The organism is Stenotrophomonas sp. CCNWLW162 (genome assembly GCF_037203745.1).
Classification (GTDB): Bacteria; Pseudomonadota; Gammaproteobacteria; order Xanthomonadales; family Xanthomonadaceae; genus Stenotrophomonas; species Stenotrophomonas maltophilia_AQ.
The window spans coordinates 57,876-76,622 of the sequence record NZ_JBBCBL010000004.1; the positions used below are offsets into that span (position 1 = coordinate 57,876).

14 protein-coding genes are annotated in these 18,747 nt (G+C 65.5%); 11 read left to right on the top strand and 3 right to left on the bottom strand.

Annotated elements, in window-relative coordinates; translation table 11 throughout:
• Window positions 1-39: 39 nt before the first annotated feature.
• The gene (locus V9K93_RS12445) at window positions 40-828 is read left to right on the top strand and encodes an AraC family transcriptional regulator (RefSeq protein WP_046984374.1); all 789 of its coding nucleotides are present in this window, start codon (window positions 40-42) and stop codon (window positions 826-828) included.
• A 115-nt stretch (window positions 829-943) separates the two neighbouring features.
• On the opposite strand, the gene V9K93_RS12450 is transcribed toward V9K93_RS12445, so the two are convergent.
• Genes V9K93_RS12450 through V9K93_RS12460 form a run of 3 tightly spaced genes read right to left on the bottom strand, consistent with a single transcriptional unit; the run spans window position 944 to window position 4,410 of the window.
• Window positions 944-2,623, bottom strand: a complete 1,680-nt coding sequence (locus tag V9K93_RS12450) for a pseudouridine synthase (protein WP_046984373.1) — start codon at window positions 2,621-2,623, stop codon at window positions 944-946.
• Entirely contained in the window at window positions 2,616-3,491 is an 876-nt protein-coding gene (scpB, locus tag V9K93_RS12455; protein ID WP_046984372.1) for an SMC-Scp complex subunit ScpB, read from the bottom strand. Before scpB ends, V9K93_RS12450 begins: the two co-directional genes overlap by 8 nt.
• Window positions 3,492-3,504: 13 nt before the next feature.
• Entirely contained in the window at window positions 3,505-4,410 is a 906-nt protein-coding gene (locus V9K93_RS12460) for a segregation and condensation protein A (RefSeq protein WP_046984371.1), read from the bottom strand.
• 361 nt (window positions 4,411-4,771) lie between these two features.
• Here V9K93_RS12460 and V9K93_RS12465 point away from each other — a divergent pair, with 361 nt between their 5' ends.
• The 10 genes from V9K93_RS12465 (at window position 4,772) to V9K93_RS12510 (ending at window position 18,658) form a co-directional block, all read left to right on the top strand.
• Complete coding sequence (locus V9K93_RS12465) at window positions 4,772-5,071, top strand: YciI family protein (RefSeq protein WP_046984387.1); 300 nt, start codon at window positions 4,772-4,774, stop codon at window positions 5,069-5,071.
• Complete coding sequence (locus tag V9K93_RS12470; RefSeq protein ID WP_046984370.1) at window positions 5,068-5,343, top strand: BolA family protein; 276 nt, start codon at window positions 5,068-5,070, stop codon at window positions 5,341-5,343. The genes V9K93_RS12465 and V9K93_RS12470 overlap by 4 nt, the downstream gene beginning before the upstream one ends.
• A 148-nt stretch (window positions 5,344-5,491) precedes the next feature.
• Window positions 5,492-6,529 carry a LacI family DNA-binding transcriptional regulator gene (locus tag V9K93_RS12475; protein WP_046984369.1) on the top strand — a complete coding sequence of 346 codons (1,038 nt, stop codon included), beginning with the start codon at window positions 5,492-5,494 and terminating at the stop codon, window positions 6,527-6,529.
• Window positions 6,530-6,605: 76 nt separating this feature from the next.
• On the top strand, window positions 6,606-9,692 hold the full coding sequence (locus V9K93_RS12480; RefSeq protein ID WP_046984368.1) for a TonB-dependent receptor: 3,087 nt from the start codon (window positions 6,606-6,608) through the stop codon (window positions 9,690-9,692).
• Window positions 9,693-9,943: 251 nt separating this feature from the next.
• A complete protein-coding gene (locus V9K93_RS12485; protein WP_046984367.1) occupies window positions 9,944-11,548 on the top strand; it encodes a glucoamylase family protein in 1,605 nt (534 codons plus the stop codon).
• Window positions 11,549-11,552: 4 nt separating this feature from the next.
• On the top strand, window positions 11,553-12,893 hold the full coding sequence (locus V9K93_RS12490; protein ID WP_006378067.1) for a sugar ABC transporter substrate-binding protein: 1,341 nt from the start codon (window positions 11,553-11,555) through the stop codon (window positions 12,891-12,893).
• Window positions 12,890-13,771, top strand: a complete 882-nt coding sequence (locus tag V9K93_RS12495) for a carbohydrate ABC transporter permease (protein ID WP_046984366.1) — start codon at window positions 12,890-12,892, stop codon at window positions 13,769-13,771. Before V9K93_RS12490 ends, V9K93_RS12495 begins: the two co-directional genes overlap by 4 nt.
• Window positions 13,768-14,604: a carbohydrate ABC transporter permease gene (locus V9K93_RS12500; RefSeq protein ID WP_006378064.1), complete on the top strand. Its 837-nt coding sequence runs from the start codon at window positions 13,768-13,770 to the stop codon at window positions 14,602-14,604. The genes V9K93_RS12495 and V9K93_RS12500 overlap by 4 nt, the downstream gene beginning before the upstream one ends.
• Window positions 14,601-17,768 carry a discoidin domain-containing protein gene (locus V9K93_RS12505; protein ID WP_295380591.1) on the top strand — a complete coding sequence of 1,056 codons (3,168 nt, stop codon included), beginning with the start codon at window positions 14,601-14,603 and terminating at the stop codon, window positions 17,766-17,768. Before V9K93_RS12500 ends, V9K93_RS12505 begins: the two co-directional genes overlap by 4 nt.
• Window positions 17,769-17,770: 2 nt before the next feature.
• The gene (locus V9K93_RS12510) at window positions 17,771-18,658 is read left to right on the top strand and encodes an endonuclease/exonuclease/phosphatase family protein (RefSeq protein WP_308517521.1); all 888 of its coding nucleotides are present in this window, start codon (window positions 17,771-17,773) and stop codon (window positions 18,656-18,658) included.
• Window positions 18,659-18,747 lie beyond the last annotated feature (89 nt).

The following is an 18,747-nucleotide window of genomic DNA, read 5'->3' on the forward strand; positions in this document are numbered from 1 at the left end:
CACCCTGTCTATCCTGTCATCGAATGTATGAAATCAGACATGGCCTGGTTGCAGCCGGACGCGCACTTCGACGCCGATGCCTGGAGCGCTCCGGTGCTGGGGATCGCGGCCTCACTGGCGGATCACGATTCGGGTTGGCACCAGCACGCACGCGCGCAGCTGCTGTACACCCGACAGGGCTGTACGCGCCTGACCTATGGTGATCGCATCAGCCTGCTGCCGCCCGCGCGCGCAGCGTGGATTCCGGGTGGGCTGCGCCATCGCGCGCAGATGCGCCAAGCGGTCGACTACCGTTCGTTGTACTTCGACGCCACCCTGTCGGCCCAGCTGCCCCGGCAGCCGGCGATCATCGGCGTAGGCCCGCTGCTGCAGGCCTTGCTGGAGCCGATCGCGCAGGCACCGTTCGACCATGACTGGCAGTCGCCGCGCGCGCACCATCAACTGGGGTTGTGCGTGCTGGAAATCGCCGCTGCACCGGTGGCGCCGATGGACCTGCCTTTACCGCGTGATCCGCGGATTGCACGTTGCCTGCCGCTGGCCGAACAGCTGCCGCCCGAACTGGGGGAGCTGGCCGCGCGCACAGGCCTGAGCGCGCGTACCGTCGGTCGGTTGATGCAACGCGATACCGGCATGAGCTATCAGGCCTGGCGCCAGCAATGGCGCCTGATGCGGGCCATGGAGCTGCTGCTGCTCGGCCATCGCGTCGCGCATGTGGCCCAGGACACCGGCTTCTCCGCCGAGAGCCCGTTCATTGCCTTCTTCCGCAGCATGACCGGCACTACGCCCGCCGCTTTCCAGCGCCACGCAAAAGGGGACGGAGGGGATTAGTCGTTTTCGCCCCTTCGATACACACCGTGGCAAAAACGAATTAATCCCCTCCGTCCCCTTTTTAAAGAAAAACCCCGGCCGGAGCCGGGGTTTTTCATGTCGCTCGCGTCAGCGATCAGCCGCCGCGCGGGCCACTGCGGCGCGGGCCGCCGGGGCCACGGTTGCCGCCGGGGCCACCCGGGCCACGGTTGCCACCCGGGCCGCCGGGACCACGATTGCCGCCGGGACCGCCCGGGCCACGGTTGCCACCGGGGCCACCTGCGCCGCGGTTGCCGCCCGGGCGTGCATTGGCGTTGCCGCCCGGACGACCGTTGCCGGCCGGACGCGCACTGCCATACGGGTTGAAGCCCGGATTGGCGTGGTCGGACGGGAAGCTCGGGGCGTTGCCCGGATGGCCGTACGGGTGCTTGTTGCCCTGGCCCTGCGAGCGGTTGCCGGCACCGGCCGGACGGCCCTGGCCGCCACCGGCGCCACGGCCTTCACCACCGAAACCGCCACGGCCCTGGCCGCCACCGGCGCCTGCGCCCGGACCCTTCGGCTTGCCGTATGGACGACCCTGGCCGCCTGCGCCCGGACCGCGTGCGCCGGGGCCACGAGCACCCGGACCGGCATTGCGGTGGCCGCTCGGGCCGGTGCTGACACCGTCCGGCACATACCAGGTACGGAATGCCGCCGGGTTGCCTTCCGGCAACGAGCGGTCGTTCTTCTGTGCGCGCTGCTTGAACGGCTTCTGCGACTGCTTGGCTGCGGCTTCACCGCTGACCGTCAGGCCGCCCTTGAAGCCGCCGCCTGCCTTGCCGCCACGACCACGGCCGCGGTCTTCGCGGACGTTGTCGAAACGACGCAGCTCGCGACCTTCATCGGCAGTGTTGTGGCCGTTGACGTAGGCATTGCCACGGCCACCTTCGCGTACGCGCACGGTGGTCTTGGCGGCGCGGCGCTGGCCGATCACCGGCTGCAGGGTCAGCGCCGACGGCGCGCCTTCTTCCAGCTTCAGCTGCGCACGCAGGGCTTCGACCTGGGCGCTGCCCAGCTCCACCGAATGGCCGCGGGCCAGTTCGCGCGGCAGGGTAACCTTGCCGTAGCGGGTGCGCTTCAGGCGGCTGACCTGGCAACCCTGGGATTCCCACAGGCGGCGCACTTCGCGGTTGCGGCCTTCCTTCACCACAACGCGGAACCAGTCGTGCGAATCGGTGCCGCCAATGCGTTCGATCTCGTCGAACTTGGCCGGGCCATCTTCCAGTGCCACGCCGCGGCCGAGGCGGTCGATGATGGCGTCGGAGACCTTCTCTTCGCCTTCCGGGGCACGCACGCGCACAACGTACTCGCGCTCGACCTCGAACGACGGGTGCATCATGGCGTTGGCCAGCTCACCGTCGGTGGTGGCCAGCAGCAGGCCGGTGGTATTGATGTCGAGGCGGCCGACCGCGATCCAGCGCGCGCCCTTCAGCGGCGGCAGCGACTCGAACACGGTCGGGCGGCCTTCGGGGTCTTCGCGGGTGGTCACTTCGCCTTCCGGCTTGTTGTAGACCAGCACGCGCGACGGCTCGGCCAGGGCGGTGGCGACGAAGCCACGGCCGTCCAGCTCGATCTTGTCGCCGCTCTTGACCGACATGCCGGTCTGCGCGACTTCACCGTTGACCTTGACCAGGCCTTCGGCGATGCGCTGTTCCAGCGCGCGGCGCGAGCCGAGGCCGGCCTGGGCCAGGACCTTGTGCAGGCGTTCTTCCAATTTGAACTGTTCGGAGGTGGCTTCGCGCTTCAGCGAGAGCTTGTTACGGGGGGTGTCACTCATCAGTTTTGCTCCGGCCGACGGTTTCGAGGTCGGCCTCTGGTTCGGAATCGGCTTGGTCAACAGCCACGGTCGTCATCGCGACGGCGTTGTCTTCGCGTTCGTTCACTGGCACCGCGCGCTCGCCCGGCGCGGAATCGGGATGCCCATCATCGAAGGGCGAAGGTGCTTGCTCATCGGAGGCCGAGGCAGGGGCTGCATCGGCGGAATCGGGGGTCTCGCTGCCGGCCAGGCCGGTGTCATCATTGGCGGCGTCATCGTGACCACCGGTCGAAACATCGGGGCCTTCGGCGCCAGCCCGGGGCGGTGCATCGCGGTCCAGCGACAGCTGTGGCTCCAGTTCGCCCAGGTCCTTCAGTTCCGACAGTGGCGGCAGTTCATCCAGTCGCTTCAGGCCGAAGTAGTCCAGGAAGCCCTTGGTGGTACCGAACAACGCCGGCTTGCCAGGCACGTCGCGGTGCCCGACCACGCGTATCCACTCGCGTTCTTCCAGCGCCTGGATGATGTTGCTGCTGACCGCCACGCCGCGCACCTGTTCGATCTCGCCGCGGGTGATCGGCTGCCGGTAGGCAATCAGCGCCAGGGTTTCCAAAGTAGCGCGGGTGTAGCGGGTCTTGCGTTCGGTCCACAGCCGGCTGATCCAGCCGTGTACTTCGCCGGTGACCTGGTAGCGGAAGCCTGAGGCGACCTCGACCAGTTCCACGCCGCGGCCTTCGCAGGCGTCGCGCAGGCGTTCCAGCGCACGTTCGATGCTGCCCGGCGGTGCCGGTTCCTCTTCCGGGAACAGGTCCTTCAGCTGGGCCAGGGTAAGCGGCTGGCTGGAAGCCAGCAGCGCACCTTCGACAATGCGGTCGATCAGCGGTTGATCCATCGGCAGTCAGCGCTCACTCGTTGGCATTGGCGGCGTCGTTGTCGTCGAACTCGCTGCTGAACTGCAGCGGGGCGTTGGTGTTGCCGGCGGCCAATGACTTCACATAGATCGGCGCCAGCGGTTCTTCCTGGACGATGTCCAGCAGCTGCTCCTTGGCCAGTTCCAGCACCGCCAGGAACGTGACCAGCACGCCCAGCTTGCCTTCTTCGGCGGTGAACAACCCTTCAAAGCGGTAGAACTTGCCGTCTTCAAGCCGGCCGAGTACTTCACCCATGCGCTGCCGGACACTCAGCGCCTCGCGCTTGATCGCGTGGCCGGTGAACAGCTCGGCGCGCTTGAGCACGTCGTGCAGGGCCATCAGCATTTCCTTCAGGTCGACCGGCGGCGGCAGCTTCACCGTCGCCCGTTCGGGCATGAAGGCGTGGGCCAGGCTGGTATCGCGGTCCTGGCGGGGCAGGGCGTCGATGTCCTCGGCAGCCTGCTTGAAACGTTCGTACTCCTGCAGCCGGCGTACCAGCTCGGCACGCGGGTCGGCCTCATCGCCTTCCTCGCTGACCGGGCGCGGCAGCAGCATGCGCGACTTCACCTCGGCGAGGATCGCGGCCATCACCAGGTACTCGGCGGCCAGCTCGAAACGCAGCTCGCGCATCACCGTGATGTATTCCACGTACTGCCGGGTGATCTCGGCCACGGGGATGTCCAGCACGTCCAGGTTTTGCCGGCGGATCAGGTACAGCAGCAGGTCCAGTGGGCCTTCAAAGGCATCCAGGATGACTTCCAGCGCATCCGGCGGGATGTACAGGTCCTGCGGAATCTGCAGGACTGGTTGCCCATGCACCACGGCCAGCGGCATTTCCTGCTGCTGGGGGGCGGGCGGCCGGGTTGGCGGGTTCGCGTCGAGCGCGAGTTCGGAAGTCATCTAATGGACATCAGGATTGCAACGGACCAGTCGCGGCACCGGGTTCACCGGGCCAACGCCACGGAGCCCCAGGGCACCAGACACGCCGGGATCGGCGCGCTTCCACACATATCAAACAGCAGGACGCGCCGCAGGGAACGGCAGCGACGGGACTACGGGGAGGTCGTCTACGTGGCCCCTTTGAAACAGCGGGACGGTCGTCGGGGGCTGCGTTGGCCGCAAAAACCGACGGGCTGCTGCATCCAGCCACGTGCAATGGAGTCTAGAGTAAGCCTTTGCCGCGCCAGTGTCCAGCTGCGACCGGGGCAGGGGCCGCATTGGCTAGAATCAGCGCACCGACAACGCGAGCGAGGAAATGCCGGTGTGGTATGTGATCGAAGGGTATGACGGCCAGGATGTCCTGGCGCAACGACTGCAGGCGCGGCCGGAACACCTGGCGCGGCTGCACGCGCTGCGCGACGAAGGTCGCCTCCTGTTGGCCGGGCCTTGCCCGGCGGTGGACAGCGAAGACCCGGGCCCGGCCGGTTTCAGTGGCTCGTTGGTGATTGCCCAGTTCGATTCGTTGCCGCAGGCGCAGGCCTGGGCCGATGCCGACCCCTACGTGGCGGCAGGTGTCTACACCCATGTGCAGGTGCGGCCGTTCCGCAAGGTGCTGCCGTGAACGCGGAACGGATCGAGCGGATTCGTGATGCGCTGCAACAAGCGTTGGCCCCGATCGTGCTCGAAATCGAGGACGACAGCCATCGCCATGCTGGCCATGCCGGCGCCCGCGACGGTCGTGGCCATTTCAACGTGCATGTGGTCAGTGATCGGTTCGCCGGGCTGGGCCCGCTGGCCCGTCACCGCGCGGTCTACGCCGCGCTGGGAGCGATGATGGAGACGGATATCCACGCGCTGTCCATCCGTGCGCTGACCCCGTCAGAACAGGGCTGAGGCCTTGTCCCACGCTGTCCTGGCCGGTCCCCGCAGGGGCCGGCGCAGACAGATTTCCATGTCCATTTCGGGACATTCGCCTAACGGACTGTTTACAAGCCCAGATGGAAACGCTTACATTCCGCGCCAATGCTGGTAGGTCCAAGCCGTGGAGGGCGGCTTCGTGAACAAGGCAGCTATCACAATCAAAGACGTCGCACGCGAAGCCCGGGTCTCCGTGGCCACGGTTTCCCGCGCGCTCAACGGGCATGAAAATGTCGCCGAACCGGTCCGCCAGCTTGTGCTGGAGGTCGCCGCACGGCTGCGTTACACCCCGCACGCCGCCGCCCGCAGCCTGAGCAGCCGCCGCACCAATACGGTGGGGGTGGTGCTGCCGGACCTGTACGGTGAATTCTTCTCCGAGTTGATGCGCGGCATCGACAACGTTGCCCGTAGCCGTCGCCAGCACCTGCTGGTGTCCAGCTACCACGGCGACCAGGAACAGCAGGGCGCCGCCCTGCGCGCCATGCGCGGCCGCGTCGATGGCCTGCTGGTGCTCTCGCCTTATGCCGAGAGTCCGGGCTTCCTGACCGACAACCTGCCGCAGTCGTTGCCGACGGTGTTGATCAACACCTATCTGCCCGGTCAGGACCATCCGGTGTTGAGCATCGACGACCATGCTGGTGCGATGGCGATGACCCGCCACCTGCTCGAGGCCGGTCACCGCCGCATCGCCTTCATTTCTGGCCCGGACCTCAACTTCGACGCGCGCGAGCGCCTGCGTGGCTTCCGTGACGCGCTGGCGGCTTTTGGCAGTGGCGCCGAAGGCATCGAGCTGCCCGGTGATTTCGACGAAGCTTCCGGCCACCGCGCCGGTCAGGAGTTGCTGGCAGCCGGAGCGCTGCCCGATGCCGTATTCGCGGCCAACGACATGATGGCCCTGGGCTGCCTGTATGCGTTCACGCAGGCCGGTGTCCAGGTCCCGTCCGATGTCGCGCTGGCGGGTTTCGATGACATTCCGCTGGCGCGTTTCGTCCACCCGTCGCTGACCACCATGCAGGTCAGCATCGCCGAGCTCGGCGACCGGGCCATGACGCGCCTGCTGCAGTTGATGGACGGCACCTCCACGGACGGGACAGGGGACAAGCAGACCCTGGTTCCCCGCTTGATAGTTCGCGATTCCACCACTCCGCCATCGGGCCATTGAAGCCAGAGGCGTTCCTTCTTTTTTGATTGATCGCAGGGACCGCGCAAGCGGTCACCGCCACCCGGAGATTGAGTTGATGATGCACACCACCTTCCGCACGCCGGCACGCCGGCTGCTGAGCACCGCACTGGTCAGTTGCCTGATGCTGGCCGCCGCTCCGAACGTCATGGCGCAGTCGGCCAACGCCAGCCTGCGCGGCCAGGTTGCCGGCGCCCAGGCAGGCACCGAAGTCACCGCCACCAACGTGGCCACCGGCACCGTCCGCCGCGGCACCATCCGCGCCGATGGCAGCTACTCGCTGATGGGCCTGGATCCGGGCACCTACAACGTGGTCGCTAACGGCCAGGCCCAGAAGGTCACCGTCACCGTGGCCTCGACCGCCACCCTGAACTTTGCCGACGCCGCCAGCAGCACCCCCGGCGCGACCGCGGCCACCAACTTGGACACCGTCAACGTTGTTGCGCCGACCCTGCTGCAGGAAGTGCGCACCTCTGAAGTCGGCAAGACTGTCAGCCTGCAGCAGATCCAGACCACCCCGCAGGTGTCGCGCAACTTCCTGGAGTTCGCCGACGCGGTGCCGGGCATGATCTTCACCCGCGATGCCAAGGGCAACACCTCGCTGCGCGGCGGCGCCACCAATTCCGATGGCACCAACGTCTACATCGATGGCGTGGGCCAGAAGAGCTACGTCAAGGGCGGCGGCATCTCCGGCCAGTCCGGAAGCGCAGGCAATCCGTTCCCGCAGCTGGCCATCGGTGAATACAAGGTCATCACCGGCAACTACAAGGCCGAGTACGGCCAGGTGTCCAGTGCAGCGATCACCGCCGCCACCAAGTCCGGTACCAACGAGTTCAAGGGTGAAACCTTCTACCGTTACACCAACGACAGCATGCGCGCGATGACCCCGGCCGAACGCCAGCCGGGCAAGAGCAAGGAAGAATCGGCCGAGAAGGAATATGGCTTCGCCTTGGGTGGCCCGATCATCCAGGACAAGGCCCACTTCTTCGTCACCTATGAAGCCAAGCGCTTCGACCTGCCGGTGACCATTGCACCGGACGGCGCAGTGACGCCCGCTGCCGCCAAGCTGCCGGCTGACGGCGCCGCTGGCCTCGGCCCGGCCAGCCAGCCGTTCCAGCAGGACCTGATCTTCGCCAAGATCGACTTCGAGCCGACCGACAACGATCGCATCGAACTGACTTTCCAGGACCGCGACGAGACCCAGCAGCAGTTCAGTGGTCAGACCGCAAAGGTTCACGGCAAGGTCGTTGACAACACCGACCGCCGTTACGCCCTGCGCTGGAACCACAGCGGTGAGCGCTTCTACAACGAGCTGATGGTCACCCATGAAGAGGCCTTCAACAACCCGCTGCCGCTGAGCTTTGGCAACGGCATCATCTACACCGCACCGGATTTCGGTGACTCGGACGCCAACCGTCCGCAGGAGAAGACCCTTGTCCAGGTCGGCGCAGCCGATGCCTTCGCCTCGCAGGTGAAGGGCCAGAAGGGCTGGGCGATCGAGGACAACCTGACCCTCGATGGCCTGCAGTGGGCCGGCGACCACACCATCAAGATGGGGGCCAAGTACAAACAGATCGACCTGTACGCCTCCGACGCGGCGCAGATCAATCCGCAGTTCTCCTACACCATCGACAACCCGGCGTTCCCGTCGGGCACGCCGTACAAGGCCCAGTTCACCAAGGCCAGCACCGGTGTCACCGGCGTGCAGTCTGAAGTGCGCGCCAAGGTCAAGCAGATTGGTCTGTTCATCCAGGATGACTGGCAGGTCAACGATCACCTGCAGCTGAACATCGGCCTGCGCTGGGATTACGAAAAGAATCCGGTCTATACCGATTTCGTGACCCCGCCGGAAGTCGTGAAAGCGCTGTTCTCGCAGGATCCGAACGCGCCGGTGGGCGTGTCCCAGACCTACGCGCAGACGCTGGCGCTCAGCGGATTGAACGTCAACGACTACATCAGCACCGGCCACAACCGCAAGAATTTCAAGAATGCCTGGCAGCCGCGCCTGGGCTTCTCGTATGACGTCAATGCCGACGAACGACACGTGTTCCATGGTGGCGCCGGCCGTTCCTATGACCGCGACCTGTTCGACAACCTGGCACTGGAAACCACCAAGCTGGCGCTGCCGCAGCCGACCGTGTATTTCCGCAACCCGGCCACCGGCAACTGCATGTATGGCCAGACGCCGTGCTTTGACTGGAACCCGAACCTGCTGAACGGCATCGAGAACGTGCAGGCACTGCTGGGGGCCACCAGCAATGAAGGCATGGAGGTCGATCTGCTGAACAACAACATGAAGGTGCCGTACGCCGACCAGTTCAGCCTGGGCATGAGCAACCAGTTCGGCGAGTGGCTGACCGATGCCACGATCTCCCGCACGCTGACCTATGACGGCTTTGCCTTCACCCTGGGCAACCGCTTCAACAACGGCAACTTCTTTGACAACCAGATGCTGTGTGGTGCCAAGGAGCCGACCTATGGCCAGCCGTGGAACTGCAACATTCCGGGCTTCGGCAGCCTGATCATCGGCCAGCAGGGCATCAAGACCCGATCGACCCAGGTCCTGCTGTCGGCGCAGAAGCCGTACAGCAAGGAAAGCGGCTGGGGCACTTCGATCGCCTACACCTGGACCAACGCGCGTCACAACCGCAACATCAACGAGCATTACTCGTTCGATCGCGGCACCATTGGTGAATACCCGACCATCAAGTCCAACGGCGCGCCGCGTCACCGCCTGGTGGTGACCGGTTCGTATGATGGCTTCTGGGGCATCACCTTCGGTGGCAAGCTGACCCTGGCCACGCCGACGCCGGGCAACGACTGGTCCTGCATCGCCCAGGCGGGCACCGCCAACTGCCTGCCGACGCCGGCCGCCGGTACTCCGGGTGGCAATGGCCGCTTCCTGCTCGGTGGCAAGATCTTCGGCTACCGCTCGCTGGATCTGCAGGCGACCAAGACCTTCAAGCTGGCTGGCGATACCGAGCTGTACGCGCGTATCGACATCATCAACGTGCTCAACTTCGACAACTTCTCGAACCTGAACTACGTCAAGCAGGACGGCAAGCTGCTGGTGAGCTACAACGAGACCGGCGACGTCATCGGTACCCCGCGCCAGGTCAAGGCGGAAGTGGGCTTCCGCTTCTAAGCCGATCCGCCTGAAGCAATACCCGATGCCGCCGGTCCGCCGGCGGCATCGGCAGGATGAAAAAACGGCAATGGCCGGCCCGGTGCCGGTCCATTGCCCACGCCGCTGCCGGCCAGGGGGCAGCGGCGTGGGCAATGATCGCGGTGTCAAACCACGTTTTTCGTGGTTTTTTAAGAACGCATCTTGTAAACGATTTCAGATCATTGGACGGTATGCTTTCCCATCGATCAGACCACCGGAGAAATCGCGCCATGCTGGCACGCCATCTGTTGTCCGCCGCAGCGTTGAGCCTGGTCGTTGCTGCCTGCCAGCCGGCCCAGCAGGAGCCTGCCAAGCCTCAGCCGCAGGTGATCCTGATCGAGGCCGACGCGCCACCGCGGCCGATGAAGCCGGTGCTGCCGCCGCTTTTCGATGACATCGAACGCCGTACCTTCCAGTTCTTCTGGGACACCACCAACGAAATCAACGGCCTGACCCCGGACCGTTACCCGTCGAGGCCGTTTGCCAGCATCGCCTCGGTTGGCTTCGCGCTGACTGCCTATCCGATCGGCATCGAGAACGGTTGGGTCAGCCGCAACCAGGCCATCGACCGCACGCTGACCACCCTGAAGTTCTTCCGCGACGTGCCGATGGGCCCGCAGCGCACCGGCAAGGCCGGCTACAAGGGCTTCTACTACCACTTCCTGGACATGCAGGAAGGCCGCCGCTACGACAGCTGGGTCGAACTGTCCTCGGTGGATACCGCACTGCTGATGATGGGCGTGTTGTTCGCGCAGTCGTACTACGACGGCGACGATCCGCGCGAGAAGGAGATCCGCCAGATCGCCGACACGCTGTACAAGAAGGTCGACTGGCCGTGGCTGCAGCAGCGTGCACCGCTGATCTCGATGGGCTGGTTCCCGGAGAGCGGCTTCATCGACCACGACTGGATGGGCTACAACGAGGCGATGATGGTCTACATCCTCGCCCTGGGCTCGCCGACGCATCCGGTCAGCCCGGATGCGTGGACCGTGTGGACGCGTACCTATGACAACGACTGGGGCGTGTACCAGGGCCAGGAATACCTGTCATTCGGCCCGTTGTTCGGCCACCAGTACAGCCACGTCTGGATCGACTTCCGCGACATCCAGGACGCGTACATGCGCGAGCGCGGCAGCACTTATTTCCTCAACAGCCGCTCGGCCGCGCTGGCCCAACGCGAATACGCCATCGCCAACCCCATGCAGTGGAAGGAGTACGGCGAGAACGTGTGGGGCCTGACTGCCAGCGACGGACCGCAGAACACCACCCAGGACTATCGCGGCGAGCAGCGCCAGTTCCGCCATTACTCCTCGCGCGGCGCTGGCCTGCGCGAGAACTTCGATGACGGCACCATCGCTCCCACCGCTGCGATCGCGTCGGTGGTGTTCGCCCCCGAGCAGGTGATCCCGGCCACGCTGGAGATGCACAAGCGCTTTGGCGACTACATCTATTCCAGCTACGGCTTCCTGGATTCGTTCAACCCCAGCTTCAACTACGACATCCCGATCAAGACCGGTCGCCTGGTGCCGGATCGGGGCTGGGTCGCCAGCGACTACATCGCCATCGACCAGGGCCCGATCCTGACCATGATCGCCAACTACCGCGATGACTTTGTCTGGGAAGTGATGAAGAAGAACCCGTACATCCGCAAGGGCCTGGAGCGGGCCGGGTTCAACGGTGGCTGGCTGGCGCCGGAAGGCTCCTTCCAGCCGCTGGAACTGCAGAAAGACGAAAAGGCCGCGGCGGCACGCGCGGTGGGTATCGCCGAATCACGCGCGGCTGCCGCGCAGGAACAGAAGAACAATGCCAACCGCACCACAGGCCAGGGCAAGTAACCTGATGCCGAACTGGATCGACCGCCTGCGCCGCTGGGCGCTGCCTGCCCTGGCCGCATTGGCCGTGGCCGGCTGCGCCCGCACCGAGCCGGGCACCACCACCGTGCGCTTCTGGGCGATGGGGCGCGAAGCCGAGGTGGTCAGCGAATTGATCCACGAATTCGAGGCCGAGAACCCCGGTATCAAGGTGGATGTGCAGAACATCCCGTGGACGGCCGCGCACGAGAAGCTGCTGACCGCGTTCGCCGCCGACGGCCTGCCGGACGTGTGCCAGCTCGGCAACACCTGGGTGCCGGAGTTCGCCGAACTCGACGCGCTGACGCCGCTGCAGCCGTTCGTGCAGCGTTCGGCCGTGGTCGACCCGAAGGACTATTTCCAGGGCATCTGGGATACCAACGTGATCCACGGTGAACTGGTCGGCGTGCCGTGGTACGTCGATACGCGCCTGATCTACTACCGCAAGGACCTGCTGGCCAAAGCCGGCTATGACCACCCGCCGCGCACGTGGCAGGAGTGGGACGAGCAGATGGCGGCAATCAAGCGAATGCAGGGCCCGAGCCGCTATGCGGTGCTGATGCCGATCAACGAGTTCGAGCAGCAGCTGTCGCTGGCGCTGCAGCAGCCTGATCCGCTGCTGCGCGACGATGACACCCGCGGCAACTTCGCCAGCCCCGGTTTCCGTCGCACGCTGGCCTTCTACGCCAACATGTTCGAGCAGGGCTGGGCGCCGAAGATGTCCGAGACGCAGATCTCCAACGTCTGGGACGAGTTCTTCCGTGGCTTCAACGTGTTCTACATTTCCGGCCCCTGGAACATCCGCGAGTTCAAGAAGCTGCAGCCGAAGGAACTGGAAGGGCAGTGGGGCACCGCCGCGCTGCCGGGCCCGGATGGCCCGGGCGCCGGTATTGCCGGTGGCACAAGCCTGGTGATCTTCCGCAAGTCGCAGCAGAAGGAAGCGTCGTGGAAGCTGATCGAGTTCCTGTCGCGGCCGGAAATCCAGGCGCGCTTCCATTCGATCATCGGCGACCTGCCGCCACGCCGCAGCACCTGGAACGCGCCTTCGCTGGCCAACGATCCGCTGGCTGCTGCGTTCCGTGACCAGTTGGAACGGGTCAAGCCGACGCCGAAGGTGCTTGAATGGGAGCGCATCGTGCAGGAAATGCGCATCGTCACCGAGAAGGTGGTGCGCGGCGGCCTGCCGCAGGACAAGGCCGTGGAAGAACTGGACCAGCGCGTGGACAAGGTGCTGGCCAAGCGCCGCTGGATGCATGAACAACAACGCCTGCAGCAGCGCGTGCCGTCGCCGCAATCGAGCAGTGCCGTGGCCGCCGGGAGCGCGCAATGAAACGTACTTCACTTGCCGGCTGGATCTTTGCCGGTCCCTCGCTGATCGTGCTGGGCATGTTCTTCGGCCTGCCGGTCGCCTCGGCGCTGGCGCTGAGCGTGACCGACTTCGACCTGTATGCCCTGGCTGACAGCAGCAACCTGCGCTTCGTCGGCCTGGGCAACTATGTCGACTTGCTGCAGACGCCGATGTTCTGGAAGTCGCTGTGGAACACGACCTACTTCGTGCTGATCGGCGTGCCGTTGTCGATCGGCGTGTCGCTGGGCGCGGCGATGCTGCTGAATGCACCGGCCGCGCGCTTCAAGGCGTTGTTCCGTACCGCGCTGTTCGCGCCGGTGGTGACCACGCTGGTGGCGGTGGCGGTGATCTGGCGCTACCTGTTCCATACCAGCTACGGTCTGGTGAACTACGGTCTGGGGCATCTGGGCATCAGTCCGATCGACTGGCTGGGCGATCCCAACTGGGCGATGCCGACCATCATGCTGTTCGCGGTGTGGAAGAACTTCGGCTACAACATGGTGATCTTCCTGGCGGGCCTGCAGGCGATCCCGCATGACCTGTACGAGGCCGCCCGCATCGACGGTGCCTCGCGCTGGAAGCAGTTCCTGCACATCACCCTGCCGATGCTCGGCCCGGTGCTGCTGGTGGTCGGCGTGATCACCGTGTCCGGCTACTTCCAGCTGTTCGCAGAGCCCTACGTGATGACCCGCGGCGACCCACTGCAGAGCACCGTCAGCGTGCTGTATTTCATGTTCGAGGAAGGCTTCAAGTGGTGGAACCTGGGACGCGCCTCCGCAGTGGCGTTCCTGCTGTTCCTGATCATCCTGGCGGTGACCACCGTGATGCTGCGTTTCGGCCGCAAGAGGCAGTTGGTATGAGTCGTGAAATCGGCCAGTCGCGCTGGTATCCGTGGTTGATCAATGGTGCGTTGCTTGTGCTGGCCCTGGTCAGCCTGGCACCGCTGCTGTGGATGCTCTCGGTCTCCTTCATGCCGCAGGGCGAGGCGACCCACTTCCCGCCTCCGTTGCTGCCGTCCAGCATCACCACGCGCAACTACCATGAGTTGTTCGCGCGCACCGGCATGGGTGGCAACTTCGCCAACAGCCTGCTGGTGTCGGTGGGCATCACCCTCGGCTCGCTGCTGCTCAACACCATGGCCGGCTATGCGTTCGCCAAGCTGAACTTCGTCGGCCGCGAACGCCTGTTCCAGGTGTTGATGGCCGCACTGGTGATCCCGGCACAGGTGGCGATGCTGCCGCTGTTCCTGCTGATGAAGCAGCTCGGCCTGGTCAACAGCTTCGGCGGCGTGATCGTGCCGGCGCTGGCCAGCGTGTTCGGCATCTTCCTGGTCCGCCAGTACGCGCGTTCGATCCCTGACGAACTGCTGGAAGCAGCGCGCATCGATGGGGCAGGGGAGTTGCGCATCTTCTTCCAGATCGTGCTGCCGATGCTCAAGCCGGTGCTGGTGACCCTGGCCATCTTCACCTTCATGGGCGCATGGAACGATTTCATGTGGCCGTTGATCGTGCTGACTGACCAGGAGCACTACACTTTGCCGGTGGCGCTGGCCACCCTCTCGCGCGAGCACATCATGGACGTGGAAATGATGATGGCCGGCGCGGTGGTCACCGTGGTTCCGGTGCTGGCGCTGTTCCTGGTGCTGCAGCGGTACTACATCCAAGGTCTGTTGCTGGGGAGCGTCAAAGGATGAAGCGAGCGATCGCCGTTGGACTGGGCCTGTTGTGGACCTCCCTGGCGATCGCCGCACCTCCGGCGCTGCCGGCGCCGAAGGTGCTGGACGACTTCGACGACATCAGTGCCTGGAAGCTGGTGCTGTCCGACCAGGTCAGCGGTTCGCTGCGGCCGGTCAGCGGTGCCGGCGGCGGCCGCGCGCTGTGCCTGGATTACGACTTCCACAACGTCTCCGGCTACGTCGGCATCCGTCGCGCGCTGAACATCGAATACCCGGTCAACTATCGTTTTGGCTTCCAGCTGCGCGGTGACTCGCCGGGCAACGACCTGCAGTTCAAGCTGATCGACGCCAGCGGCGATAACGTCTGGTGGGTCAACCGTCCTGGCTACGCCTTCCCCAAGACATGGACACCGGTCGAGTATCGCCGCCGCCAGATCGACAAGGCCTGGGGGCCGTCGCCCGAGAAGGAGATGTCGCGCAGCGCGGCGGTGGAGTTCACCCTCTACAGCAAGGTCGGTGGGCGCGGCACGGTGTGCTTCGACAAGCTGACCCTGCAGGGCCTGCCACCGCAGGATGATTCGGCGCTGGTGCCGTCGGTGATCGCAGATACCGCGATGGCGCTGCAGGACCGCATGATCGATGGCAGGAGCGATACCTTCTGGATCAGTGGCGGGGTCAAGCAGCAGACCATCAGCCTGGACCTGCACAAGAGCCGCGAGATCGGTGGCGCGGTGATCGACTGGTTGCCGAACCTGGAGGCCCGCCGCTACACCGTGCGCACCTCCGAGGATGGCCGTGACTGGCGCACCGTGCGTGAGGTGACCAGTGGTGCCGGTGGCCGTGATTGGCTGGCGCTGCCGGATACCGATGCACGCTACGTGCGCTTCGACCTGCAGGATGGCCCGAACTGGCGCTACGGCATCCGTGACATCGCGCTCAAGCCGTTGGCCTTCGCCGCGACCCCGAACGCATTCCTGTCTTCGGTGGCCGCCGACCTGCCGCGCGGGTCGCTGCCGCGTGCCTACGTGGGCGAGCAGCCGTACTGGACCCTGCTGGGCCTCGATGGCGGCCAGGAGCAGGCGCTGATCAGCGAGGACGGCGCACTGGAGCCGGCCAAGGGCAGCTTCAGCATCGAGCCGTTCATCCGCCTCGATGGCAAGCTGCTGGACTGGTCCAAGGTCGCCATCACCCAATCGCTGCAGGACCACTACCTGCCGATCGCCAACGTCGATTGGGTACATGAGAAGGCCGGCCTGGCGGTAACCAGCTTCGTGCAGGGCACTCCCGAGCGCGCGCAGCTGATCGGTCGCTATCGTCTCAGCAACCCGGACAAGGTCGCGCACGAGTACACCCTGGCGCTGGCGATCCGCCCCTGGCAGGTCAACCCGCCGACACAGTTCCTCAACACCGTCGGTGGCTTCAGCCGCATCGATGCGCTGGATGTCGGCGAGCAGCTGGTGCGGATCAATGGTGAGCCGCGCATCTATCCGCTGCAGGTGCCGGACGCACGCTTCGCCAGCACCTTCGACGGCAAGCTGGATGCGATGCATCTGGCGGAGGGAAAGTATCCGGCCACCACGACGGTGAAGGACAGCACCGGCATGGCGTCGGGCGCGCTGATGTATACGATCAGGCTGGAGCCCGGCCAGAGCCGCGAAGTGGCGGTGGTACTGCCGCAGACCGGTGGTTGGGCGCCGCAGGCACTGGACGTGGCCAAGGCCCAGGCCCAGGTGGCTGAAAAGTGGCGGCAGAAACTGGGCGTGGTGTCGCTGCAGGTGCCGGCTGCCGGCCAAGCGCTGGTCGACACCCTCCGCACCGCGGTCGCGCACATGCTGATCTCTCGTGTTGGCCCGCGCCTGCAGCCGGGCACGCGGTCATATGCACGCAGCTGGATCCGAGACGGCGCGATGATTTCCGAAGGCCTGCTGCGCATGGGTCGCAGCGATGCCGTGCGCGACTACATCAACTGGTACGCGCCCTACCAGTTCGAGAATGGCAAGGTGCCGTGCTGCGTCGACGCGCGCGGCAGCGACCCGGTGCCGGAAAACGACAGCCACGGCGAGTTGATCTACAGCATCGCCGAGTACGGCCGCTACACCGGCGACAGCACTTTCGTGGAACTGATGTGGCCGCACGTACAGGGCGCCTACACCTACATGGAGCAGCTGCGCGCCAGTGAGCGCACCGACGAGAACCGTGCGCGCAATCCGGCCTTCTACGGGATGATGCCGGCGTCGATCAGCCATGAGGGTTACTCGGCCAAGCCGATGCACTCGTACTGGGACAACTTCTGGGCGCTGCGTGGCTACAAGGATGCGGCGCAGCTGGCCACCCAGCTGGGCAAGGTTGAAGCGATGCAGATTGCCGAATCGCGCGACCAGTTCCGCGACGACCTGCAGGCGTCGCTGCTGTCGGCGATGCAGCAGCACAACATCGACTATCTCCCGGGCTCGGCCGAGCTGGGCGACTTCGACGCGACCTCGACCACCATCGCACTGGCCCCGGGCGGCGAGCAGGACCGGCTGCCACAGCAGGCGCTGGAGGCGACCTTCGAGCGCTACTGGAAGGAGTTCGTCGCCCGCCGTGACGGCAAGCGCGAGTGGAAGGACTACACGCCTTACGAATGGCGCAACGTGGCCGCGTTCGTACGCCTGGGCTGGCGCGACCGTGCCTGGCAGGCCACCGAGTTCTTCTTCAAGGATCGCGCGCCGCAGGCCTGGAACCAGTGGGCCGAAGTGGTCTCGCGTACGCCGCGCAAGCCGTTCTTCGTCGGCGACCTGCCGCATGCCTGGGTGGCCTCGGACTTCGTGCGCTCGGCGCTGGACATGTTTGCTTACCACCGCGACATGGACGACGCGCTGGTGCTGGCCGCGGGCGTGCCGAGCGCGTGGCTGCAGGGCGAGGGCATTGCCGTGCAGGGCCTGCGCACACCGCAGGGCCAGCTCAACTATCGCCTGCAGCGCAGCGAAAAGCAGCTGGTGCTGGACGTGCAGCCGGGCCTGGTACCGCCGGTCGGTGGCGTGGTGCTGCCATGGCCATACGCGGGTGATCCGGGCGAGGCGACCATCAACGGCGAAACGGCCGAGTGGGTCAACAAGGAACTGCACGTGCACCAGTTGCCTGCGCGGGTCGAGATTGAAGTGCCAAGCGCGGTGCGCCGCGCAGAACGCAAGGGACAGTAACGATGAAACAACAGGGGGCGAGGGCGCGCACGGTCGTGCGTGCCCTTGGGCTGGCCGTCGCGTTGGCACTGCCAGGCTTCACGATGGCGGCGGCAACGCCGGCAACGACGTTGCCGGCCGATACCGCCCATGCGTCGGGCATGAGCATGGTCACCTTCAATCTGCATCATGATCGCGAGGACTGGCCGAGCCGCCGGCGCAGCATCGTTGCCGAACTCAAGCGCCTGCAGCCCGATGCGATTGCCCTGCAGGAGGTGATCCAGCGCCGCACCCTGCGCAACCAGGCGCAGTGGCTGGCCAGCCAGCTCGGCTACACGTATCTGTTCGTTTCCACCGATCCGGTCGGGGCCCCGAAGCGCTATGGCAATGCGCTGCTGACCCGGCGCCCGGTGCTGGCCCGGAACGATCACCTGCTGCTGCCACTGGATGACTACCGCACCGTCGCCCATCTGCGCATCGACGTCGATGGCAGACCGGTGAACGTCTATGCCACCCATCTCAATGAGCGCAGCGATGAAAGCGGCCAACGCGTCCGTCGCACCCAGGTGGAGGATCTGCTGCGCTTCATCACGGCCACTTCCGCTGCGGCACCGGTGGTGATCGCAGGCGATTTCAACGCGCTGGTGGATGCCGGCGATCTGAGCGAACTGCGCAGCCACTACGGCGACAGCTACGGCAGCGTGCATGTCAACACCGACCTGGCCGGGGTCAGTACGCTCAACCGCCACTATTACCAGGCGCCATCGCGGATCGATCACATCTTCTTTCAGCAGGATGAAATGGTGGCGCGCGAGGCGAGGATTCTGTTCGATCAGCCCGACGACAGCGGCCGCTGGGCCTCGGACCACTACGGCGTGTGGACCCGCCTGCAGTTCGCGCCGAAACCCTGACGCAGACACGCTTCGGTAGGTGCCAACCTTGGTTGGCACGAACCAACAGCGCCGACCAGGGTCGGCCTCTACCCAACGCACAAACAAAA